Source organism: Bacillus sp. FJAT-29937 (assembly GCF_001509555.1).
GTDB lineage: Bacteria > Bacillota > Bacilli > Bacillales > Cytobacillaceae > Cytobacillus.
The window spans coordinates 274,941-297,598 of record NZ_LMAS01000001.1; the positions used below are offsets into that span (position 1 = coordinate 274,941).

The 22,658-nt window shown below is 37.9% G+C and carries 22 protein-coding genes and 1 pseudogene; 12 read left to right on the forward strand and 11 right to left on the reverse strand.

Translation table 11 applies throughout. The features are described from left to right. Positions 1-23: 23 nt before the first annotated feature. The 6 genes from AR328_RS01340 to ade all read left to right on the forward strand — a co-directional run bounded on the left by AR328_RS01340 (position 24) and on the right by ade (position 7,580). Positions 24-899: an FAD binding domain-containing protein gene (locus tag AR328_RS01340; RefSeq protein ID WP_066288313.1), complete on the forward strand. Its 876-nt coding sequence runs from the start codon at positions 24-26 to the stop codon at positions 897-899. Beyond that, positions 896-3,217: a xanthine dehydrogenase family protein molybdopterin-binding subunit gene (locus tag AR328_RS01345; protein WP_066288315.1), complete on the forward strand. Its 2,322-nt coding sequence runs from the start codon at positions 896-898 to the stop codon at positions 3,215-3,217. Before AR328_RS01340 ends, AR328_RS01345 begins: the two co-directional genes overlap by 4 nt. Before the next feature lie 8 nt (positions 3,218-3,225). After that, positions 3,226-4,038, forward strand: coding sequence for an XdhC family protein (locus AR328_RS01350; protein WP_066288321.1), 813 nt, complete (start codon positions 3,226-3,228; stop codon positions 4,036-4,038). Beyond that, on the forward strand, positions 4,035-4,349 hold the full coding sequence (locus tag AR328_RS01355) for an XdhC family protein (protein ID WP_066288324.1): 315 nt from the start codon (positions 4,035-4,037) through the stop codon (positions 4,347-4,349). The genes AR328_RS01350 and AR328_RS01355 overlap by 4 nt, the downstream gene beginning before the upstream one ends. A gap of 84 nt (positions 4,350-4,433) precedes the next feature. Continuing rightward, positions 4,434-5,798 carry an NCS2 family permease gene (locus AR328_RS01360; RefSeq protein WP_066288329.1) on the forward strand — a complete coding sequence of 455 codons (1,365 nt, stop codon included), beginning with the start codon at positions 4,434-4,436 and terminating at the stop codon, positions 5,796-5,798. A 30-nt stretch (positions 5,799-5,828) separates the two neighbouring features. After that, complete coding sequence (ade, locus tag AR328_RS01365; protein WP_066288334.1) at positions 5,829-7,580, forward strand: adenine deaminase; 1,752 nt, start codon at positions 5,829-5,831, stop codon at positions 7,578-7,580. A gap of 44 nt (positions 7,581-7,624) precedes the next feature. On the opposite strand, the gene AR328_RS01370 is transcribed toward ade, so the two are convergent. After that, positions 7,625-9,346 (reverse strand): glycosyl hydrolase family 18 protein, encoded by a 1,722-nt coding sequence (locus AR328_RS01370; RefSeq protein ID WP_066288337.1) that lies wholly within the window; start codon positions 9,344-9,346, stop codon positions 7,625-7,627. Positions 9,347-9,535: 189 nt separating this feature from the next. Here AR328_RS01370 and plsY point away from each other — a divergent pair, with 189 nt between their 5' ends. From plsY to AR328_RS01395, 5 genes are all read left to right on the forward strand, one after another. Then, positions 9,536-10,126, forward strand: coding sequence for a glycerol-3-phosphate 1-O-acyltransferase PlsY (plsY, locus tag AR328_RS01375; protein ID WP_066288342.1), 591 nt, complete (start codon positions 9,536-9,538; stop codon positions 10,124-10,126). Between the two features lie 150 nt (positions 10,127-10,276). After that, a complete protein-coding gene (locus AR328_RS01380) occupies positions 10,277-11,050 on the forward strand; it encodes a two-component system sensor histidine kinase NtrB (protein ID WP_066288346.1) in 774 nt (257 codons plus the stop codon). A gap of 440 nt (positions 11,051-11,490) precedes the next feature. Next, entirely contained in the window at positions 11,491-12,645 is a 1,155-nt protein-coding gene (locus tag AR328_RS01385) for a CapA family protein (protein ID WP_066288351.1), read from the forward strand. A 79-nt stretch (positions 12,646-12,724) separates the two neighbouring features. After that, complete coding sequence (locus tag AR328_RS01390) at positions 12,725-13,555, forward strand: CPBP family intramembrane glutamic endopeptidase (protein ID WP_231734732.1); 831 nt, start codon at positions 12,725-12,727, stop codon at positions 13,553-13,555. Between the two features lie 33 nt (positions 13,556-13,588). Further along, on the forward strand, positions 13,589-13,876 hold the full coding sequence (locus AR328_RS01395; RefSeq protein ID WP_066288356.1) for a HesB/YadR/YfhF family protein: 288 nt from the start codon (positions 13,589-13,591) through the stop codon (positions 13,874-13,876). 54 nt (positions 13,877-13,930) lie between these two features. On the opposite strand, the pseudogene AR328_RS01400 reads toward AR328_RS01395, so the two are convergent. The 9 genes and pseudogenes from AR328_RS01400 to acnA all read right to left on the reverse strand — a co-directional run bounded on the left by AR328_RS01400 (position 13,931) and on the right by acnA (position 21,734). Beyond that, a pseudogene (locus tag AR328_RS01400) lies at positions 13,931-14,239 on the reverse strand (hypothetical protein). 43 nt (positions 14,240-14,282) lie between these two features. Beyond that, the gene (locus AR328_RS01405) at positions 14,283-14,714 is read right to left on the reverse strand and encodes an acyl-CoA thioesterase (RefSeq protein WP_066288359.1); all 432 of its coding nucleotides are present in this window, start codon (positions 14,712-14,714) and stop codon (positions 14,283-14,285) included. Positions 14,715-14,716: 2 nt separating this feature from the next. Further along, positions 14,717-17,047 carry an AAA family ATPase gene (locus AR328_RS01410; RefSeq protein ID WP_066288364.1) on the reverse strand — a complete coding sequence of 777 codons (2,331 nt, stop codon included), beginning with the start codon at positions 17,045-17,047 and terminating at the stop codon, positions 14,717-14,719. Between the two features lie 119 nt (positions 17,048-17,166). Continuing rightward, positions 17,167-17,403: a small acid-soluble spore protein Tlp gene (gene tlp, locus AR328_RS01415; RefSeq protein ID WP_066288368.1), complete on the reverse strand. Its 237-nt coding sequence runs from the start codon at positions 17,401-17,403 to the stop codon at positions 17,167-17,169. A 63-nt stretch (positions 17,404-17,466) separates the two neighbouring features. Beyond that, complete coding sequence (locus tag AR328_RS01420) at positions 17,467-17,610, reverse strand: acid-soluble spore protein N (RefSeq protein WP_066288373.1); 144 nt, start codon at positions 17,608-17,610, stop codon at positions 17,467-17,469. Between the two features lie 62 nt (positions 17,611-17,672). Beyond that, entirely contained in the window at positions 17,673-17,804 is a 132-nt protein-coding gene (locus tag AR328_RS01425; RefSeq protein ID WP_066288377.1) for an FbpB family small basic protein, read from the reverse strand. A 123-nt stretch (positions 17,805-17,927) separates the two neighbouring features. Next, positions 17,928-18,434 carry a peroxiredoxin family protein gene (locus AR328_RS01430; protein ID WP_066288381.1) on the reverse strand — a complete coding sequence of 169 codons (507 nt, stop codon included), beginning with the start codon at positions 18,432-18,434 and terminating at the stop codon, positions 17,928-17,930. A 42-nt stretch (positions 18,435-18,476) separates the two neighbouring features. Next, positions 18,477-18,893, reverse strand: coding sequence for a hypothetical protein (locus AR328_RS01435; protein ID WP_066288383.1), 417 nt, complete (start codon positions 18,891-18,893; stop codon positions 18,477-18,479). 132 nt (positions 18,894-19,025) lie between these two features. Further along, complete coding sequence (acnA, locus tag AR328_RS01440; protein WP_066288385.1) at positions 19,026-21,734, reverse strand: aconitate hydratase AcnA; 2,709 nt, start codon at positions 21,732-21,734, stop codon at positions 19,026-19,028. 355 nt (positions 21,735-22,089) lie between these two features. On the opposite strand from acnA, the gene sspO reads away from it, so the two are divergent. Beyond that, positions 22,090-22,239: a small acid-soluble spore protein O gene (gene sspO / locus AR328_RS01445; protein ID WP_066288387.1), complete on the forward strand. Its 150-nt coding sequence runs from the start codon at positions 22,090-22,092 to the stop codon at positions 22,237-22,239. A 108-nt stretch (positions 22,240-22,347) separates the two neighbouring features. On the opposite strand, the gene AR328_RS01450 is transcribed toward sspO, so the two are convergent. Beyond that, complete coding sequence (locus tag AR328_RS01450) at positions 22,348-22,608, reverse strand: hypothetical protein (RefSeq protein ID WP_066288393.1); 261 nt, start codon at positions 22,606-22,608, stop codon at positions 22,348-22,350. Between the last annotated feature and the right edge of the window lie 50 nt (positions 22,609-22,658).

Below are 22,658 nucleotides of genomic sequence, written 5' to 3' on the forward strand. Positions count from 1 at the left end.
AGATCATGCTAGGAGGTCTCAAAATGCTAGTTTCAGAAATTGAAGTAATGTCTCCGGCTACATTATTGGAATGCCTTTCAATCATTTCTAATAAAGGCAATAATTCAAGACTCATAGCTGGAGGTACGGACGCTGTTGTCCGAATGAAGGATGGAAAATGGCGCCCGGAAACTTGGATTAATATTAATGGTTTAAAGGAACTGAGATACATTCAAGAAAAGGATGGAGAAATTCACATTGGACCTTTAACAACGCATACAGATATCGTCCACTCCTCCTTGCTTCAAGAAAAAGCGGATGTGCTTGTCCAAGCGTCAAGAGAAGTTGGAGCCATTCAAATGCAAAACATTGGAACAATTGGTGGAAATATTGGCACTGCCTCCCCTGCCGGAGATACGATTCCTGCCCTGTTTGTATTAAATACGGTTTTGCAGCTTAGCTCTTTAAACAATAAGCGGCTCATTCCAATTGAAGAATTTTTTATCGGGCCAGGCAGAACTGTTTTAAAGGAAAACGAAATGATTACAAAAATTATTATTCAGCCTCAGGATGAAAATGAAATCGGGATATTCCAAAAGCTTGGACCGAGAAAAGCGCAATCCATTTCCATTGTAAATGTTGCTATTTCATTATTAATGGGAGAAGGCCGTCAAGTTTTAAGAGGGAAAATTGCCTTCGGTTCTGTTGCCCCAACGATTATTCGTGCAAAAAAATGTGAATCAATAATGACGCTTAATCCATTGACAGATGAATTAATACAAAACATTGCAAAAGTAGCCTGGAAAGAGGTTATGCCGATTACTGACGTAAGAGCAACAGCGGAGTACCGCCGTGATATGGCAAGTGCCCTTTTAGAGCGCGGACTATATCGACTTATGAGGAGGTGGGAGAATAAATGAAACAGATAAATGAACAAAACAGTAGCCAGGAATTAAATTGGATTGGAAAAAGAGTAAAAAGAATCGATGGACCTGAGAAAGTAACAGGTGAATTAAAATACATGACAGATTATCATTTTGACAATATGGTTTGGGGAAAGGTTCTGCGCGCCAAATACCCTCATGCAAGAATTAAATCTATTCAAATTGAAAAAGCTGAACAGCTGCCTGGAGTAGTTTGTGTATTAACTCATAAGGATATCCCCGGCTTTAACGGTTTTGGAATCGTGATCCCAGACCAGCCTGTGCTATGTTCTGATATTGTTCGCTGTACGGGAGATGCCGTAGCTTTAGTCGCTGCAGAAACTGAAGAGATTGCTGAAAAAGCTTTGGAATTAATTGAAGTTGACTATGAACCGCTTGAGTTTGTGATAGATGCTGAAAAAGCGATGACCCCTTCATCACCTAAATTGCATCCGGATGGTAATGTTCATAGTCATGTCATCATCAAAAATGGCGATACTGAAAAAGCATTTGAGGAAGCAGATATTATTGTCGAGAATACCTTCTATTCCCCACGGCAAATGCACGCTTTTATTGAAACAGAAGGCGGATGGGGTGTCATGGATGAGGAAGGATATATAACTATTCGCTGTCCTGGACAATATGCCCACCGTGACCGTGCGCAAATCGCACGTACCATTGCATACAATCCCGAAAGAATTCGAGTCATTTCCAGTCCGTTAGGCGGTGCCTTTGGAGGCAAGGATGAAATTACCGTACAAATATACTTAGCACTTCTTGCTATGTATACAAATGGCCGTCCTGTAAAGATCCATTTAAGCCGGGAAGAATCCGTAATCGCCGGGATTAAAAGGCACCCGTTTAAAGTGCAAATGAAAACAGCAGCAAAAAAGGACGGTACTTTAATCGCAAATGAAGTAAGAGCTGTAGCTGACACAGGTGCCTATGCCTCATTAGGCGGTGCTGTTATCGCTCTAGCCATTGAACATTCATGCGGTCCTTACAAAATTCCGAACATAAACCTTGAAGGGTTCTGTGTATACACAAATAATGGCATTGCAGGTGCCTTTAGGGGCTTTGGTGTTAATCAGGTTTGCATGGGTATTGAAACTCATATGGATATGATTGCCGAAAAGCTCGGCATGGATCCGATTGAAATTCGCAAGAAAAATGTTTATCACCAAGGCGAAATGTCCAGTTTAGGCCATATCGTCAAATCAAGCGTTGGCACGTTTAAAACGCTTGAAACAGCGGAAAATTGTGATCTCTGGAAAAACCGTGAAAAGTATAAAAAAGAAATAAGTGAACCATGGAAAAAACGAGGTGTTTCCCTAGCTACATCCTTTCACGGAATTGGGATGGGAATTGGACTGCCTGACTATGGTGCCGCTTCCATTGAACTCCTTCCCGACGGCAAGTTTCTAGTGGCAGTAGGGTGCGAGGAAATTGGTGGAGGAAATAGCACTGCCTATGCACAAGTAGCGGCCGAACTATTAAATTGTGATATTCAACTAATTAAAGTCGTTCAAGGTGATACGCTTCAAACACTTGATGGAGGAACGGTAACCGCCTCCCGCTCCACTTATACTGGAGGCAGAGCAGTTGCAACAGCTGCTCCGAAAATGATAAGCCTCTTAACAGAAGCGGCAGCTGAAATACTTAACGTACCTCCAGAAAGTGTTGAAATTCAACAAAACTGCCTTACAGCCAATGCAGAAAGCTTAACTTACCAACAAATATACAATTATCTTCATGAACAGCACCGGAATACAAAAATTGAAGGACATTTTATTCTTCCTAAAGAAAAAACTGAAATTAAAGGATCTGGCGGAGCCCCTCACCATCTGTATGGGTACTTAACCCATGTTGTTATGGTTGAGGTTGATACATTGACTGGAGAAACAGATGTTCTTCATGTTGTATCTATTCCTGATGCAGGAAAAGTTATTAATCCGCAAGGACTAGAAGGTCAAGCTGAAGGCGGTGCTGTAATGGGCATTGGTTATACGCTTTATGAAGATATCGTAATTGAAAACGGCTATCATAGAACAAAAAATTTTACAGACTATATTATCCCGACCATTAGAGAAACACCTATTATTGAAACGATTCCAGTAGAAGATGCACCTGAACAATCAGGTCCATTTGGCGCGAAAGGTATCGGAGAGGTCGTCATGATTCCAATCATTCCCGCCATAATGTCAGCTATTTATGATGCTACTGGGGCAAGAATCTTCCATTTGCCTGCAACCCCGGAAAGAACTTTCAACGCATTAAAAGATCTAAAAAAACAAAAGGCTCCTTCTGCTAGGTGATCATTATGATGAATCAAAATTTATACAATCGATTAACTGAATCACTTAAGCTGCGGAAAGATGTCTTTTTCATTACAATTACGGACCATACAAATTCTCATATGATTGGACAAAAAGCTTTATTATGGCCAAATGGGGATATTTATTCTGAAACTCCCCTCTCCCCTGCCCTTCAAAGTAAAATATTGGAGGGATGTGAAAAACTAATCCGACGAAAAAGAACGGGTTTGATTTCCTTTCTTTTATTCGGGGATTACGTAGAATGCTTTGCTGAATACTATCCGATTCCGATACACCTTATTGTCGCTGGTGCAGGTCATGTATGTGAGCCTGTCGTTGAAATGGGAAAAATGCTTGGATACTATGTCACTGTCATTGATGATCGCATTGACTTTGCGAATTGGGACCGTTTTCCTAATGCGGATGAGGTTTGCTGTCAATCATATATTGACTATTTTCGTCATGTGAAATTAACGGATCATACGTATATCCTTCTAATCACAAGAGGTCATAAATATGATGTACTAAGTTTACAAGAGTTATTAAAACGGGAAGATAAAGCTGCCTATATTGGAATGATTGGAAGCAGACGGCGTATTTCCGGTGTTTTCAACGAACTTATGCAGGACTTTCCACATGAAAGCTTTGACCATTTATTTACTCCAGTAGGGCTTGATATTGGTGCAGAGACCCCTTCTGAAATTGCAGTAAGTATCATGGCTGAAATATTAAAAGTAAAAAATCGAACATCAGGAAGCTCCTTAAGCAGCAGCATTCGAGAATATGCGAGAATGGGTTTTCATGAGGGGGCAGTAAAATGAAACCATTACAGCTTTTACAAAGTACAATTGATTTACAGAAAGGGGGTGAGAAAGCAGCTCTTGCTACTGTTATTAGAACGAAAGGCTCGACACCGAGAAAAGCGGGAACAAAAATGATCATTTTCCCGTGCGGAAAAATTGAAGGAACAATTGGAGGTGGCTGCGGAGAGGCGGAAGTTATTGAAAAAGCTCTAGAAGTGATTGATAGCAGAAGACCAACTAAATATGTTGTCGATCTTACGAAAGGTTTGCTGTATGAAGATGGTGGAATTTGCGGCGGCATTATGGATATTTTTATCGAACCGATTTAGTCGATTATCATTGTGAAAAAATTGTACCGGGTCGTATTTTCTTCAAGCATTTTTGGTTATTAAAAAAGTTAGGAGTGAGCTTCTATGTCCATGATAGAAAAGGGTTTAGGATCCAACCTCCCACCAACTAGAAATAACCTATTGGAAAAACTGTTCAAGCTGTCTGAAAGAAAAACAAATGTAAGAACTGAAATTCTTGCAGGTATTACTTCATTTTTAACGATGAGTTATATTATTTTCGTTAACCCTGCTATATTAGCTGATGCAGGTATTCCGAAAGAAGCTGCACTTGCCGCAACCATTTATGCAAGTGTTTTCTGTACCATCCTGATGGCTCTTTGGGCAAATTACCCAGTAGCAGTTGCGCCGGGCATGGGCTTAAATGCTTTTTTTGCCTATACGGTCGTCCTCGGTCAGGGACTAACATGGCAGACAGCACTTGGGGCCGTATTTATTTCAGGGGTTGTGTTTTTGATTTTGACTGTAACAGGGATCCGGCAAAAAATCGTTGATGGAGTCCCAGATGTATTAAAATCTGCAATAGCCGTTGGAATTGGTTTATTTATTGCCTTTATCGGGTTGAAAAATGCAGAGCTCGTAGTTGCAAATGAAGCTACGTTTGTCGCTTTAGGAGATGTAACAAGCCTTGGCCCTCTTTTAGCATTGTTAGGATTTATTATTGCAGCCATTTTAATGGCCAAACGTGTAAAAGGCGCCCTCCTCATTAGTATTTTAGCAACAAGTGTGATTGCTATGATCGTTGGCTTCATTAGTTTTCCGAAATCCATTGGTGATATCGTTTCTCTAAACCTTCCAAGTATGTCTGAAACCTTCCTGGCTATGGACATAATGGGTGCTATTGGATACGGGGTCCTCTCTGTTATTTTCTCATTCACAATTGTTGAATTATTCGATAACCTGGCAACCTTAATTGGATTAACGAAGAAAGCGGGTCTTACTGATGAAAACGGTAAAATTGAAAATTTAGACCGGGCCCTTCAGGCTGATGCGATTGGGACTATGGCTAGTGCAGCCTTTGGAAGCACGGCATTAAATGCCTATGTAGAGAATGCAACCGGAATTTCAGAAGGCGGGAGAACAGGCTTAACCGCTTTAACAGCTGGCATCCTCTTCTTTTTGGCATTAATATTTGCACCATTAATTGTCTTCATCCCTTCGGTTGCTACCGCACCAATCCTAATACTCGTTGGAGCATTAATGATTAGTGAAATTCGGCATATTAGCTTTGATGATTTCACTGATGTCATTCCAGTGTTTTTAACTATTGTTTTAATGCCGCTTACATTTAGCATCGCTGAGGGCTTAGCATTTGGTTTCATTTCATACACACTCTTAAAGCTTCTAACGGGAAAAAGAAAGCAAATTCATTGGATAATGTATATCGTAAGTGCAGCTTTTATTATAAACTTTATAATGAGTGCACACTAAAGCGATAAATAATTGAAAGAAGGGTATTGATTGAAGTTAACAAAAGAAATAATTAAACGAAGAATTGATGTAGCAGCCAGAAGAAAACCTGCAGATTTGGTTATAAAGAACGGAAAGATTGTAAACGTTTTCACCCGAGAAATTATTGAACAAGATATTGCCATTGTTGACGGCTATATTGCGGGGGTTGGAGAATTCGAAGGAATTGAATCAGTCGATGCATCAGGAAAATATGTAGTTCCTGGATTTATTGATGGTCATGTTCATATTGAATCTTCTATGGTCACCCCTGCAGAGTTTTGTAATGTAGTCCTGCCCCATGGGGTAACAACCATTATGGCTGATCCGCATGAAATTGCCAATGTTTCTGGTACAGATGGTATTAATTTTATGTTGCAAGCGTCTGAAGAAATTCCGCTTGATGTATTATTAATGCTGCCATCCTGTGTCCCGGCTACCCCATTTGAAAATGCTGGTGCAACATTGAATGATGAAGATTTAAATCCTTATTACGAACACCCAAGGGTTATTGGACTTGGCGAGGTTATGGATTACCCTTCTGTCTTCCAAAATAGTGATGAAATGCTTAACAAGCTTGAGAGTGCCAGTTTAAAAGGCAAATGCATTGATGGCCATGCTGCGGGACTTGATGAAAATGGGATTAATGTTTACATGGCTGCTGGGATACGAACTGACCACGAATGCGTAACAGCGGATGAAGCTCTTGAAAGGCTTCGAAAAGGAATGTATGTCATGCTGCGTGAAGGTTCAGCTGCAAAAGATTTAGTTGAACTATTACAGGCAGTCAATGAAAATAATTCACGCCGCTGTTTATTCGTTACTGATGATAAGCATTTAGATGAATTAATTGATGAAGGAAGTATCGATTTTAATGTTAAGGTGGCTATTGGAGAAGGAATTGACCCAATTCTCGCGATTCAAATGGCAACGTTAAATGCAGCAGAATGCTTCGGCTTAAAGACAAAAGGTGCAATTGCTCCAGGTTATGAAGCAGATCTGCTAATCTTAAATAGTCTGGAAACAATTGAGATTGAACAAGTTTATAAAAGCGGGAAGCTTGTTGCTAAAAACGGGAAAATGATCTCCCCTGCCAAGTCAAACGTTGCTCCCCCTCCTGTTATTATCAACAGTATAAATATGAATCAGATAAATAGCGAGAATCTTCAAATCAGTCTTGAAGGGAGCAGTCAGGCAAATATTATTGAAATATTACCGAATATGATTGTAACAAAGCATATCATTGAAGAAGTGGTGGTTGAAAATGGTCTTTTTCAAGCAAATATTGAAAGGGATCAATCAAAATTAGCTGTCCTTGAACGTCATCATAACACAGGCAATATCGGTCTTGGAATCATCAAAGGTTTAGGAATAAATAATGGAGCAATCGCTTCTACTGTAGCGCATGATTCACATAATATTGTGGCGGCGGGCACAAACGATCATGATCTTGTCAAAGCCATCAACTTTTCAAGAGAGATGAACGGAGGTTTAGTTGTCGTCCAGAATGGAAACATTCTTGCATCACTTCCATTGCCAGTAGCGGGTCTCATGTCAAATTTAGATTTCGAGACAGTTAATGAGAATATCAAAGAGTTAAATAAAGCTTTAATCACCATTGGCTGTTCCATGGAATTTAATCCGTTTGTAACCCTATCCTTCCTGGCCCTTCCTGTCATTCCTGAATTAAAGCTTACAGATATCGGATTGTTTAATGTTAAAACCTTTAAACATATAGAAGTTGGAGTTAAATCATCACATTAATTTACAAAAAAGGTGGTTCACTATTAAATAGCAAACCACCTTTTTTACTTTTTCGTTAATTGTTCATTACCAAGTGATAAAGCCGCCCAGGCTGACTCGTCAGCAAAATATCTTGACCAGCTGGCGACCCCTGCTAAATTGTATTTTACCGCCAAATCAGCACGTTTCTTTAAGGATAGCTCATCCTCGAGCCAAATTTTATATGTCGTTTGTTCCTTTTCCGAATAAATTTCGGCATAATTTTGACCGCTCGCTTCATCATAAACAGGAGTTAGTTCATTTGCTGTTAGCCATTGCTTTACTTTCGCCATTGAAAGCGCTTTGGAAGAAACCTCCCCACTGTCTTTTTGTTCCCATAGTCTCGCATATAACGGTACACCAAGAATTAGCTTTTCGTTTGGCACAACCTCAAGCAGCCTTTTTAGATTTTCCTCAACCCACGGCAAGCTCGCAACACTCCCCGCTTTTGGAGATGTGCCCCAATGCTCGTCATATGCCATGACTACCATATAATCAACGAGATTGGCAAGCTTATCCCTTTCATAAAAAACAGACCAATTCCCGCTTGTGGATATAAATGTAATATCCATAGAGACTGTAAGTCCTGCTTCATGAAAATATGGAACAGCTTCTCGTACGAACTGAGTTATAAGCGGACCATCCTCAGGATTTACATTTTCAATATCCAAATTAATGCCGTTTAACTGATAAATTTGGCTAAAATGGAGAAGCTGGCGAATCATTTTCTGTCTAGTTTCAAAATTCTTGAATGCCTCATGTGTTAAGTCAGGATCAAATGCATTGGAAAATAACCCCCATACTTGGTAGCCTTGATTTTGTGCCCAATTGACAAATTCAAGCGAACCGAGGTTTTTTATTCCACCTTCTGTATCACCTAATTCAAACCATGTAGGTGAAATAACATTGACCCCTGGCATAATGGGCATTTGGGCTGTGTCAGGATTCTTCGTATACACAGCTTCCCAAGTAAGCTGGATGGGCCCTTCGATTTTTGGTACAACCACTTCTTCATGAGTACGATTAATAGTAACCTTTTCCGTTTCCCCTGTGGTTATAAATTCTTTATTTATATACCCTGCTACACCATTTTCTTTTCTAGCAAAATAGTAATCTTCCTTTTCACCTTCTATAAAAAGGTTCTCACTATTCCCTACTTGCCCAGTATATGGTGTCTTCAGACTGGCATCTGTTCGTAAACGAAGTTTTTCTTCATTTACTTCCTTATTGATCACCTTAGCATGAACAATCTCTTGATCATTTTTCTTTATCCAAATAGCATTTGTCTCTGGCATGATTGAGTACTCGAATGGATAATAGGTGAGTAACGGTTCCATTGCCAAATACATTTCATTATCCTTGTTTTTAAACACGGAAAAGTGTAATTGAACAGGTTCTTCATTTACATAATAGGTAAGCGATTCAGAAGGCATTTGGATAACCTTATTTTTTGTAGTGATAATGACGGAGTTTGATTTTTCATCAAAAGTGATGGCATCATCAAAATTTTCTTGTATGAAAGAGATTGGCAAATATACGCTATTTCCTTCAATTATGGCATTTCCAGATTGTACACCTTCATATAATATTGGGTTTTCCCCATGGAAATAAGATTCAGTTTCTTTAGATGCAAATGGGTATAAAAGTAAGATAATACTTGATATGATTAAAAAAAATGCAAACACAAGCCCGCCTGCTACCCATTTCATTGATAGAGGCTTCTTTTTATGAAATTCTACACGAGCCATTCCTTTTCCCCCTTAGGTCTATCGTAACGAAAAATACAGCTAATGGGAAGGCATTTAAGTGGATTTAGGCTTCCTTTATTCACCAAGACCAACTATAGCTTTAATATCACTTATTTTCTTTATGAGATGGCGTGATGAATTAAAAACATGGTACAATTACTCGTAGATATCATTGAAGGAGAATTTTTTATGGTAATAAACGGAATTATAATTGTTTTAGCTTATTTACTAGGGTCCATTCCATCTGGGTTAATTATTGGGAAAGTGTTTTACGGAGTCGATATTCGTGAGCATGGAAGCGGAAACTTAGGTGGGACAAACACATTTAGAACACTAGGATTTAAAGCAGGTATGGCTGTTACAATTGCAGATATATTAAAAGGTACGGCAGCTGTTTTACTTCTCTTAATTATCGATGGTGACATACATCCGTTAATGGCTGGGATTTTTGCGGTTATCGGCCATATGTATCCAATATTCGCGGGATTTAAAGGCGGAAAAGCCGTTGCAACCTCTGGCGGTATATTATTAGGTTATGCCCCACTAATGTTTATCATTATGGTACTGATTTTCTTTATTTGCCTATTCCTAACAAAGTATGTTTCGCTTGCTTCCATGCTTGCAGCCATTGCAGCTGTCGTTTATTCCATCGTCATATGGGATCCGCCACTCATAATTGTCGTATCACTGCTTGCTTTCTTTGTCATTTATCGCCACCGTGCCAATATTAAACGGATAATGAACAAAACTGAACCGAAAATAAAATGGTTTAGCAAATGAATAGGTTATGAAACAGCAGATATCTAATTCTGCTGTTTTTTCATTAAAGGAATTCCACTTACAAATTTTTAAGAAATAATTCAAAATAATACATATCCCGCTTTTTTTCGTCATAGATTAGATGGAAAACAATTTTAGAGGTGATAAATCTTGGTTTCTATCCAATCCAATTTAATAAACTTACAAGAAAATAGTGAGCTTTCAAATCTAGAATTTCAACAATTTCCGATTGATACCGATAATCTATCAGATGTAAGCAAGCTAGCGGCAGTGATTGCTCATGAAATTAGAAATCCTTTAACAACAGTAAAGGGATATATTCAGCTTATTAAACCTTATTTAGTCGAAATGGGCAAAGAGCATTATGCAGATATTGCACTAGATGAGATCAACCGGGCTAATGAACTCATCTTTGACCTTTTGAATTTTGAGAAACCTCAAGTTTCTCGAAAGCACGAGGTCTCGTTAAATAAATTTATAGGCGAAATCTCCTCTCTTTATGAATGTGAAGGATTGATAAACAATATCAATATTGATGTTCAACTTTCCCCTGAAGATCCCATTATCCTTGGGAATAATAAGCAATTAAAACAAGTGTTAATTAATTTAATAAGAAACGCAATTGAAGCGGTCATGATGAATGGCGAAGAATATCGAAAACAAATCACTCTCTCTTTAAAAAAGGAGAGATCCCAAGCCATAATCATCATTGAAGACAATGGCTGTGGCATGACATCTGAAACAATCGAACATATTTTTACACCGTTTTATACGACAAAAGAATCCGGCACAGGAATCGGGCTTTCTATATGCAAAAATATTATAGAAGCTCATAATGGAAACTTTCATATTAGCAGCATAGCTGGAAAAGGTACTATTATACAAATTAAATTGCCTATTTATAATCAGAAAAGCGGAGCCTAATGGCTGCCGCTTTTTCACACTTTTAATAATTGAAATCTTCCCGTTCCAAAAACATCACTAACAAAATCCAGCTTTGTATGCTCAAAATAGACTAAATCCTTTTGATGAATTAATAAGTGAATCCCTTCCACTGTAAACTCTTTATCTTTACTTAATGGCCGCTCTTCCAGAGACAGCTTTAATTGTGGGCCGCCTCAGCCAATTCCCATTGATAAACGGATGTACAGCTTCTCCATTTCATCCTTCTGTTCATTCTTAATGGCATTCTCCATAATATTTACTGCAGCTGCTGTCAATTTTATCATGTTATCACCTCTATCTCCTTATTATATCGTATTTCCTTTCTTTCTTTCGAGTATTCCAACTCAAGTTTAAAATCCTGTCGAAATATTCATATTTTTGTATTATAGTAGATGTAATATAGCAGTAAGGAGATTATGATGAAAAAGAAAATATCGATTGTTTCCTCCATTCTTTTTTGTTTCGCACTAATTATTTTATCAACTGCTTTAATTCTTAATATGTATAATGAAAACGAAAATAGTAAAGCTGTTCCGCTAATGGTTCAAGTACATGCAGCCAAGCAAGCATCTGTTAGCCATAAGCAATTAATTGAAACAGTAACACTTGGAGCAATTGGTGATATTCTCATCCATGATTGGGTTTATAATGATGCCAAAACGCAAAGTGGCTATGATTTCACCCCAATGTTTCAGCCTATTATATCTGTTCTTCAGGAACCAGATCTTCTTCTCGCAAACCAGGAAACCATATTAGGAGGGGAAGAATTCGGCATTTCCAGCTATCCTCTTTTTAACAGTCCACAAGAAGTGGGAGATGCATTACTGCAAGCAGGTGTAGATATAGTCTCTACAGCAAATAATCATTCACTCGACAAAGGAGAAAAAGGGCTTGTCGCTTCCATTGACTATATGGATAAAATCGGACTTCCGCATGTTGGCACGTATAAAAGTCCAGAGGATCAGAAATCATTAACGATCCTCAATAAAAATGGAATAAAGGTTGCCTATCTTTCCTATACGTATGGGACAAATGGGATACCCATTCCTAAGGGCAAGGATTTCCTTGTCAATCTAATAGATAAAGAAGCAATGAAAGAAGAACTACACCGTGCCAAACAAGAGTCCGATGTTGTTGTCATGAGCCTGCACTGGGGAAATGAGTATCAGCGGTTCCCTACTTCTGAACAAATAGAACTGGGACATTGTTTAATTAATGAAGGGACAGATATATTATTTGGCCATCACCCTCACGTATTACAGCCGATGGAATGGGTAACAGCACAAGATGGCAGAAAAGCACTCATTGTCTACTCATTAGGTAATTTTCTTTCCGGACAAAATTGGGATTACAAGGATATTGGAGGAATGGCGACCATTAATATTACTAAACAAGTGAATGAAAATGGCGTCTCTATTACACTAGATAATCCTAATTTTTTCCCAACCTATGTCTCGAAACAAAATCTTAGAAACTATCGAATCGTCCCACTAATCGAAGCAGAAAATTTCGGTTTAAAAAATGCGCCGCAGAAATATTTAGAAATTCAGCAACATATGATCGGCAATCTTTAGAAACTTGAATGATTATAAAAGTGGAATACAGCTCAAATCCAATGAATGTGCTAAAATAAAGTGTATGATTCTGGAGAGGATGACCACATTGGTTGGATTGAATAAGCTTTCTTTAGCCCATAAATATGGACAGCTTTTTTTGTTTGTCGCCATCATAATCCTCACACAGTATAAACTATTTATCTTTTCCTATGCTCTTTTGTTAGCGATGATTATTTATTTGACGATTGTCGCAAATCAAAGTCGCGTTTTTGTCTGGGCTATGGCTGCATATACGATAGGATATTTAGTTTTATTATATGGCGATCGGCTCATTGAAGAATTGCCATTAACGATTAGTTCAATTATGATCATAAATCGTTCACTCCTATTATTTCCGATTCTGTTCATGGTCTATGTAATTAAGAAGTTTCAAAAGAATTGGAACCTTTATGGCTTAAAGCCAAATTGGATGGCAACCATTTCATTTCCATTTATATGGAGCGGCTTTCACACTGTTACAATCAGAGTCTTTTTAATCATAGCTATAAGTATTAATCTAGCAGCATTTATTCCCTTCCTTTCTTTAGCAAAATTTAATTTTGGAGATCCAAACTTCTTACTGTTTATCCTCCTTTTTTCGATTATCAATGGTACACTGGAAGAAATCCTTTGGAGGGGAATTGTCTTAACAAGACTAGTAGATTTGGCAGGTGAAAAAACTGCGGTTATCTTTTCAGGATTAGGCTTTGGCTTATCACATCTTGCCTTTGGATATTCATGGTGGCTATGTTTACTTTTTGCATTAGGCGGTATTTTCTATGCCGGTATTACCATTCGCTCTGGAAGCATTCTACCCGCCATCATTTGGCATATTTTATTCAATGTTTTCATGATTTTAAGTGGAATGATTACGTATATAGGTTATTGAACAGCCAATGATAGTATGAAGGAGGATTTCATGATGAAAATACATATTAGCGATGAAGCTGCTGCTTGGTATGAAGATGAAATGTTTTTAAGCAAAGGCGATTATGTTCGCTTTTTTGCACGATATGGCGGATGCAGTACTGTTCAGCAAGGGTTCTCATTAGGTATTTCTAAGGAGAAACCTGTTAATGCAGGAATTGAAATAAATAAAAACGGAATTACTTATTATATTGAAGAAAAGGATATATGGTATTTTGACAACCACGATTTGTATGTTGAATTTAATGATAAAGCAAGAGAACCGGATTATAAGTATAAATAAAAAAGCCTTTTCATTCACCATATTTTTTGGAGAATGAAAAGGTTTTTCACTTAATTAACTATCCTGCTTAAATTTCCAAATTTGCTCTAATAACCCTTCTCTTTCAAGAATTTCTGCCTGCCACTCACCTAAAAGATCATAATGTTAATAGCCGTCCTTCCTTTGATGGATCCATTCAGCTTTCAATCCATACTTCTCTCCCCATTTAGCTAATCTTTTCATATTATTACATCCAACCTTGGTGACAGTTGTACAGTCTGGAAAGCGATCATCTAGCCAATAGTGGGTTAAAAAAGCGATGTCTCCAGCGTCGATTTTTCTTTTCCATTCGTTCAGTTCTTTTTTCTTTATGCCAAATGCCAAAGATGCATCTCTCCCCTAAAAATTTGATAATCGGATCAAAATTTCACACATTAACGGATTGCTTTTTTGCCTTTTCATAGGCCTCATGCCAAATCGGGTAATGCTTCTTAACAGATATTGGACGGAACGTTTCTTTTTTGACACAAACATGCTTAGAAATCCCTGTAACAGCGATTTCTCCATCTTCAGTATAAATCTCATAGCCGTAGCTGACCCGCAAGCCATCGTATTCTTCAATCCATGTTTTGACTATTGCGTTTTCACCATAATGCAGCGGCTTCTTATAGGATGCTTGAATATCTAGAACTGGCGAAATAATCCCATCTTTCTCCATTTCCGCATAATTAAAGCCTAAATCCTTAATAAGCTGAGTTCGTCCTAACTCCATCCAAATTAAATAGTTAGCATGGTAAACAACACCCATCTGGTCCGTTTCCGCGTATCTTACTTCAATTTCCCTTGTTGATACTAACATGTTTATTCCCCATTTCCCATTCTTTTGAGAGCTGTTTCAACATCTTCTTTTTCAAGATAGGATACATTTTGTAACAGCGAATCCTTATCGTCTCCAGCAAGAATCCTCATTGCTTGGGATTGAATTGTTTCATCCGTTAAATTTGTTGCAAATCGTCCATTGCCGTTTATTGATATTCCCTTTAATTTCCCTCTAAGGTACTCAATTGCTCTTTCTGATATTTCATATTGAAACTGTGAAGCATAATTGATCATAATTTGGAGCAGTTCTTCCGCAGTGTAGTCATTAAAATAGAAAAACTTTTTAAATCTTGATTTCAACCCCGGATTACTATGCAGCAAGGCTTCCATTTCGTTCGGATACCCTGCTAAAATGACAACTAAGTTCTCATTATGCTTTGTCATTTCATCAACTAATGTATCAATGACTTCCTTGCCAAAGTCACCTTGAACACCAGATAATAAGGAATAGGCTTCATCAATAAAGAGGACTCCGCCAAGTGCTTCCTTCAATTTCTTTTTCGTTTTGATCGCAGTTTGTCCAACATATCCAGCGACAAAATCGGCTCGGCTCGCAACAATCAAATGCCCTCTTTTTAAAAAGCCGCATTCCTTTAACAGCTCTGCATAAATTTTGGCAACGGTAGTTTTACCTGTTCCTGGGTTTCCAATAAAAACAGAATGGAGCTGGATAGGTACGACTGGGAATCCCTTTTCTCTTCTAATTTGCTGCATCTTTACAAATGATGTTAACATATTCACTTCGTTTTTTACCGTTTGAAGACCAATTAAATTCATTAATTGATCTTTAGGATTTATAAGCTCATCACAAGCAGTCATTTCAAAATCCGTTTTCTCAAGCAGAGAGTAATCTAAAATGGAATTGTCAACATCGCCAATTTGAGCACCTTTTTTAAAAATAGCATCTAAAACGATGTTTTTTACAGCCCGGGCATTTCCAAACGTATCATCAACCCTTTCCATTTCAATCCTTTTCTCAAGCTCCTGTTTTGCCTCACCGGTCAGGACATAGTCATTATCTATAGCGAGCTTATCGGCAATCTGAATGAGCTCATCATTTGAATAGTCAGGCAGATGGATAAAATTCGATTGGGGAAAACGACTTCTTAAACCAGGATTCGCATCAAGGAACTGACGCATCTCATCCGGGTACCCAGCCATAATAACAGCAAATTTTCCGCCATATTCTTCGCCTGTCATTAATGATACGAGCGTATCAATGACCGTTTGCCCATAATCGCTGCCTGATTGCCCTTCTCTTTTTAAACTATATGCCTCGTCAATAAATAGAACCCCTCCAAGTGCTTTTTGGACAGCAGCCCGTACGTTTTCTTCCGTTTGTCCAACAAAAGCGCCGACTAGCTGTGAACGATCGACTTCTACGACAGCTTCTTTAGATAATGAACCAAGATGATAATAAATTTTTGCCAGCAATCTTGCTAATGTTGATTTCCCCGTTCCCGGGTTTCCTGTTAAAATCATATGCAGGCTTAATTCATCTTTTAATTGAAAACCAAGTGCTCTTCTGTCCTTCTGATACTTTAAATATCGGTAAAAATCTCTTACTCGCCCTTTAACATGTTCTAATCCGATCAATTTCTCCAATTCTTCCAGCGGATCCGCTGCTGTTTCAACTTCTATTGAATCCTCTTTAAAAAGCAATTCCCAGTTCTTCTTAATCTCTTCAATCCGGTCTAAGATTTCTTTCATTTCAACATAATACGAAGAGTGATAAAAGACTCCAACAACGGATTGTATATATTCTTCACTTGCTTTAAGAAGCTTTAAGGTCTCCTCCTCAGCCGTATCTAACAGTTCATTCATGCTTGAATATAATTCGATCAAATGGTTATCAGTCAATTTATCTAGAGTTTTGATAAGCTGCTCCCGTTCCTCTTCAGCTTGATCTAAGAACTTCCTGCATTGTTCTTGAATCTGATGAACGGTTTGGAGTTTTGCTTGTTTATTATCAGTTTCACGAAGCGGCGGAAACGCCAAAGTATGTAATAAAGCTTCTTTGTTCTTCCAATTCATTTGTTCGATGATCTCAGCAGCTTTAGAATGATGTGGATTTAAGCTATATGCTTTTTGTATCCACGCAAGACCAAGAGTATCTTCCTTTGCTTTTGCTAGTCTTGAAAGACCGGCGAGCGAAAGTAATTCTGAAACCAGTTCCCTATTTTCATTCTGATTTAACGTTTTGATAAAGGCTAATATTGCAGCTTCATTTTCAATATAACCATTTTGCTGAAACTCCAATTCCCAATTCCTTATTTGACTGTTCATATAATGATTCTGTCTTTGTTTTTCCATATGTATCACTTCTTCTTATATAGTCCACAACTATCATATCATACTTAATGACAAGGAAAAAAATTTGAATTAAAAGAAGACCTGATCACTTGGAATCAGGTCTTTTAATTGGAACTTATTTATTGAAAGCCATTTTGCCTTGCTTGACTTTCATCTTGAATTTCTGCACGCATGGCTTCTATACTTTCCTTGCGGCGCTCATTTTTAGCGGCAATTTTTGCACGCTCTTCCCCGTCAGCAAACTGCATCGTTTCTTCAGCTTCATTTATATTTTCAATTGTGTTTTCAACCATCGTATTTAATTTTTCAACATTGTCACTGCGATCATCTGGTTTAGGTTTATTTTCATAAGCCATAAATAAATAACCTCCTATTGAAGATGTACTGATTCAAAGTTAGTATGTCGTTTCAAAGGAAAGCTATTCACCTTTTGTTTGTATGACTTGGGGAACTCCGCCAGTATTGCTTTGCATTTTTTTCCCTTTATTGCCGCCAAAGCTGCGTGGCTGTGTACCAACATGGTTAGGGTTAAAATTCCCTGGGTGACCTTTTGGATTACTCATAAAAATCCCTCCTCAATTAGAGTATGTACACTTGAGGAGGGATTCATTAATGGTAAACAATGTTATTCCGCTTTATTTAAACGCTTTTCTTCTAATCGCTCTTCAATTTTATCCATTGCTGCCTGATCTTTTAAAATTTGTCGCTTATTTTCTGAAACAAGTTCGGCGAATGAGCGTTTTCGTGGTTTTCTCATTTTAAGTCACCTTCCTTCAATCCTTATATTATCTTTTATTATGGTCAATAACCGTTTTAATTATTACAAATTTTCGAAAATTTAATTTTACAAAAGAAAACACCAGCATAAGCTGATGTGTTTTTATTTCGTATATTCTCTCATCATGTCAATGGTCATTGCACTTAAGTGCTTATGCGTAATGATTCCTTTTTCATTAATAAAGAAGGTCGTTGGAATGGTTAAAATTTTATATGCAGTATTAACCTCATCTTTATCGTCGAGTAGAATAGGAAAATGAATGTTCATCTGCTTGGCAAACCCAGCAACATCATACTCGGGATCAATATTAACAGCAAGTATAACTATTTTATCACCGGCTTCTTCGTAAAACTTTTGCATAGCAGGCATTTCCGCTTTACAAGGTGGACACCATGTTGCCCAAAAATTTAAGATCACCTTTTTTCCTCTATAATTGGATAGCTTCACTGTTTCGCCTTCTAGGGTTTTTAATTCAAAATCAAGTGCCTTTAATCCAACCTTCAGCCCTGGAAGGTTCTCCGTTTTCGGTTCATCCTTATCCATCGCGTGAACAATGGCTGCTGCCATTAAGCCCAAAATAATACTTGCTGCTAAGATCTTTTTAATCATATGCTGTTCAACACCTTATTATCTATTTAATCGTATTGTAACCTAGACAAGCAGAAAAAATAAGGTTCTGAACAGCCAAAAGGCAACGAAAAATGTGACAATTCCATAAACAATTTGTGTAAACCAGTTCTTAAACAGCCATTTTCCTTTTCGATATTTTGTATAAAAATATATGACTGCGATTAATAGGCCGAGCAGTTTTCCCTTTGTTCCGCCAGTTGAATAAAGAATGGATATCGGCTCTTCTATAATGATCGTTGGCTGAAATATAACGGAACTAAATTTATAAACTATAAATCCAATTAGAACAGCGTTTAAAAACGAATTTAAAAAGTATTCTTGAAATGAACGATCTTCTTTTGTTTTTGATTTCATAAATAAATAAGCAGTCAAACCGGCCAGAAAAAAAATAAGCCATTCATATTTCAACATGAAGTGGCCTAACATAATTGCACCCATCTCTTCCCTCCCAATCATATATTCTTTCTATAAACATACAAGAGTCCTTTATGTTTGTAAAAATAAGTGCTTGCACGAAAAAAGCGCATGAGGTTTCAATTTCTGAAACCGCACGCGCTTTTTGTATAAAAATTAATTAGCTAATTTATCACGTAGAACCATTTGTAAAATCCCGCCATGACGGTAGTAATCGATTTCTACTTCTGAATCGAAACGAACAAGAACGTCGAATTCTTTCTTGTTGCCTTCTTCATCAGTTGCAGTTACCTTTACAAGATCACGTGGTTTAACATTTTCATCGATTTGAACATCGATTGTTTCTTTTCCAGTTAAGCCCAGAGTTTCTGCGCTATCGCCATCTTTGAATTGAAGTGGAAGAACCCCCATCAATACTAGGTTTGAACGGTGAATACGCTCGTAGCTTTCAGCAATAACTGTCTTAATTCCAAGTAAGTTTGTACCTTTTGCAGCCCAGTCACGTGAAGAGCCCATTCCATAATCTTTACCTGCTAGTACAACAAGACCTGTACCATCCTCTTTGTACTTCATGCAAGCATCGTAAATGGACATAACTTCACCAGTAGGCCAGTAAGTAGTGAAACCGCCCTCTGTTCCTGGAGCAATTTGGTTACGGATACGGATATTAGCAAATGTACCGCGCATCATTACTTCATGGTTACCACGGCGAGAACCGTAAGAGTTAAAGTCGCGTACCTCTACTCCGTTTTCTAATAAATATTTACCAGCAGGTGTATTTTTGCCAATTGCACCAGCAGGAGAAATATGGTCAGTTGTAACAGAATCGCCAAATTTACCAACTACACGAAGACTATTTAACGGCTTCACTTCATCCGGATCTGCCTTTAATCCTTCAAAGAAAGGAGGATTTTGGATGTATGTTGATGTTTCATCGAAAGTATAAAGCGGCTCACTGCTTGTTTGGATTTGATTCCAAAGAGCATTATCACCAAATACGTTCTCATATTCTTTACGGAATAATTCTGGTGTTACTGTTTGCTTAACAACTTCATTTACCTCAGCAGTTGTTGGCCAAATATCTTTAAAGAATACGTCATTTCCATCTTTATCTTTTCCAATAGCTTCCTTCTGAAGATCAATATCCACTGTGCCAGCTAGCGCATAAGCAACAACTAACGGCGGTGAAGCCAGGTAGTTAGCTTTTACTAAGGGATGAATACGTCCTTCAAAGTTACGGTTACCAGAAAGAACGGATGTTACTAGAAGATCGCTTTCAGCTATCGCCTTTTCGATTTCCTCTTTAAGTGGTCCAGAGTTACCGATACAAGTCGTACAGCCGTAACCAACAATGTTAAAACCTAATTGATCTAGATAAGGCTGAAGACCTGAATCACGAAGGTAACCAGTTACAACTTTAGAACCTGGTGCTAAAGAAGTCTTAACAAACTTTGGAACTTCCATGCCAAGTTCAACAGCTTTTTTCGCAACTAAACCAGCGCCGACTAATACATATGGGTTAGATGTATTTGTACAGCTCGTAATAGCAGCAATTGCAACAGCACCTGTTTTCATTTCAGTTGTATCGCCATTATTGAATGAAACAGTTACTTCCTTATCAATTTCCTTCCCATCTAAGCCAAAGCCTTGGTTCCCTTGTGGAGCAGTTAATGCTTTGTTAAATTCCTGTTTCATCGCTGAAAGTGGAATTAAGTCCTGTGGACGCTTTGGACCAGATAGGTTTGCTTCGATATCAGAAAGATTGATCTCAACAACATTTGTATAAACTGGCTCTAATGAAGGATCGAAGAATAATCCATTTTCTTTAGAGTATGTTTCTACTAATTTAATTTGTTCTTCAGAACGGCCAGTTAAACGCATATATTCAAGTGATTCCTCGTCAACTGGGAAGAATCCGCAAGTTGCACCATATTCAGGTGCCATGTTCGCAATTGTAGCGCGGTCAGCAAGCGGCAGTTCAGTTACCCCAGGACCGAAGAATTCAACAAATTTTCCGACAACACCATGTGAACGAAGAACTTGTGTTACTTTTAATGCTAAGTCAGTAGCTGTTGCACCGTCTGGAAGTTCTCCAATTAGCTTCACACCTACAACCTCTGGTACAGGGAAATATGAAGGCTGTCCAAGCATTCCTGCTTCCGCTTCAATTCCTCCCACACCCCAGCCAAGAACACCAATACCGTTGATCATAGTTGTATGGGAATCTGTACCTACTAATGTGTCTGGGAATGTTTCGAATTCTCCATCTTCATTTTCAATTGCATGAACGACACTTGCAAGATATTCAAGGTTTACTTGGTGAACAATACCTGTTGCAGGCGGTACAGCACGGTAGTTATCGAATGCTTTTTGTGCCCAGCTTAGGAATTGATAACGCTCCGCATTTCTTTCGAATTCAAGCTTCATATTAGCATCTAAAGCTTCAGGAGAACCGAATTGGTCAACTTGAACAGAGTGGTCAATAACTAGGTCAACCGGCTTAAGCGGATTGATTTTATCAGGGTCTCCACCCATGTCTGCCATCGCTTTACGAAGAGATGCTAAATCTACAACGGCAGGAACACCGGTAAAGTCTTGCAGAATAACACGTGAAGGCTTGAAAGGGACGTCAACCTCTTTAACCTCATCTGTGCCCCATTTTGCTAAGTTTTCTACATGCTCTTGCGTAATGACACGACCGTCATATTGACGAAGAACAGATTCTAATAATACTTTAATAGAGTACGGCAGATTTGCTACATTGCCGACACCAGCTTTTTCTAAAGCGCCTAAATGATAATAGTTATAACGCTTCCCGTCTAATTCAAATGACTTACGGGCATTAAATACATCATTTTTCACCATGGGTTAATCCCCCTTTTACATATTTAATCAAGTATAAAGAGTTAGAATATTGTCGAAATGATGGAACTTTTGTCCATCTATTACTCACAATAATAATCTTAATACAATGTGCTACATAAGTAAATAACAAGAAAGTTATTGTTTTTGATAAGTTTTACTTATGTCAAAAACAACAATTCATCTGATTCAATGAAATAACACATATTAAAGTGATTTATTCTTTAACATTAACATTTGTACAAATAAGTATATTATGTTACCAAAATATTTTCACTTAAAAGAACAATAAAAAAGGAATATAGAACCGACATAATTTGAAGAAACTTGCAAAAAATAACTGTTGGAGGTGATGGAAGTGGCAAAAAGGAAATCTAATCATATTGTTCCAGGGATGAATGCAACAAAAGGGCAAGGAATGGGCGCAGGGTATAATGAGGAATTTGCAAATGAGCCCTTAACAGAGATGCAAAAGCAAAATAATAAAAAGCGAAAGAAAAACCAATAAAAGAAGTTATAAATAGCTTAGAGGATCTTTCTGGATTATTCGGCAATAAACGAAAGGAAGCGAATCTCATCTCGCTTCCTTTATCATCTATTCAAATGAAATCCCATCTTAATGGTATTGATTCACTTCATTAACGATTGTGGTTAAGTCGTGCTGGAATTTCTCTAACTGCATTCTCTGTGTTTCTGATGCAACCTCAAGTGCATTTTCGATTTGTTCGTAGGCCTCATTCACTTCTTGTTTTAAGTGCTTTAGCTGATGACCGTAATTGGCAGAATCCCTGACAATTTCATAATAGAGCTCCTGAGCATCCTCCATTCCCTGCTGTGCAGCCTGAAATGCTTGCTGTTTATTCTTATTATATGGCATTTCCTGATTCACTCCTTTATATAAATGTACATATAAATTGTGCAGTCATC

Coding starts and splice junctions, on each gene's coding strand:
- AR328_RS01340 (WP_066288313.1), top strand. CDS start 24: ATGCTAGTTTCAGAAATTGAAGTAATGTCTCCGGCTACATTATTGGAA.
- AR328_RS01345 (WP_066288315.1), top strand. CDS start 896: ATGAAACAGATAAATGAACAAAACAGTAGCCAGGAATTAAATTGGATT.
- AR328_RS01350 (WP_066288321.1), top strand. CDS start 3,226: ATGAATCAAAATTTATACAATCGATTAACTGAATCACTTAAGCTGCGG.
- AR328_RS01355 (WP_066288324.1), top strand. CDS start 4,035: ATGAAACCATTACAGCTTTTACAAAGTACAATTGATTTACAGAAAGGG.
- AR328_RS01360 (WP_066288329.1), top strand. CDS start 4,434: ATGTCCATGATAGAAAAGGGTTTAGGATCCAACCTCCCACCAACTAGA.
- AR328_RS01370 (WP_066288337.1), bottom strand. CDS start 9,346: ATGGCTCGTGTAGAATTTCATAAAAAGAAGCCTCTATCAATGAAATGG.
- plsY (WP_066288342.1), top strand. CDS start 9,536: ATGGTAATAAACGGAATTATAATTGTTTTAGCTTATTTACTAGGGTCC.
- AR328_RS01385 (WP_066288351.1), top strand. CDS start 11,491: ATGAAAAAGAAAATATCGATTGTTTCCTCCATTCTTTTTTGTTTCGCA.
- AR328_RS01390 (WP_231734732.1), top strand. CDS start 12,725: ATGACCACATTGGTTGGATTGAATAAGCTTTCTTTAGCCCATAAATAT.
- AR328_RS01395 (WP_066288356.1), top strand. CDS start 13,589: ATGAAAATACATATTAGCGATGAAGCTGCTGCTTGGTATGAAGATGAA.
- AR328_RS01405 (WP_066288359.1), bottom strand. CDS start 14,714: ATGTTAGTATCAACAAGGGAAATTGAAGTAAGATACGCGGAAACGGAC.
- AR328_RS01410 (WP_066288364.1), bottom strand. CDS start 17,047: ATGGAAAAACAAAGACAGAATCATTATATGAACAGTCAAATAAGGAAT.
- tlp (WP_066288368.1), bottom strand. CDS start 17,403: ATGGCTTATGAAAATAAACCTAAACCAGATGATCGCAGTGACAATGTT.
- AR328_RS01420 (WP_066288373.1), bottom strand. CDS start 17,610: ATGAGTAATCCAAAAGGTCACCCAGGGAATTTTAACCCTAACCATGTT.
- AR328_RS01425 (WP_066288377.1), bottom strand. CDS start 17,804: ATGAGAAAACCACGAAAACGCTCATTCGCCGAACTTGTTTCAGAAAAT.
- AR328_RS01430 (WP_066288381.1), bottom strand. CDS start 18,434: ATGATTAAAAAGATCTTAGCAGCAAGTATTATTTTGGGCTTAATGGCA.
- AR328_RS01435 (WP_066288383.1), bottom strand. CDS start 18,893: ATGGGTGCAATTATGTTAGGCCACTTCATGTTGAAATATGAATGGCTT.
- acnA (WP_066288385.1), bottom strand. CDS start 21,734: ATGGTGAAAAATGATGTATTTAATGCCCGTAAGTCATTTGAATTAGAC.
- AR328_RS01450 (WP_066288393.1), bottom strand. CDS start 22,608: ATGCCATATAATAAGAATAAACAGCAAGCATTTCAGGCTGCACAGCAG.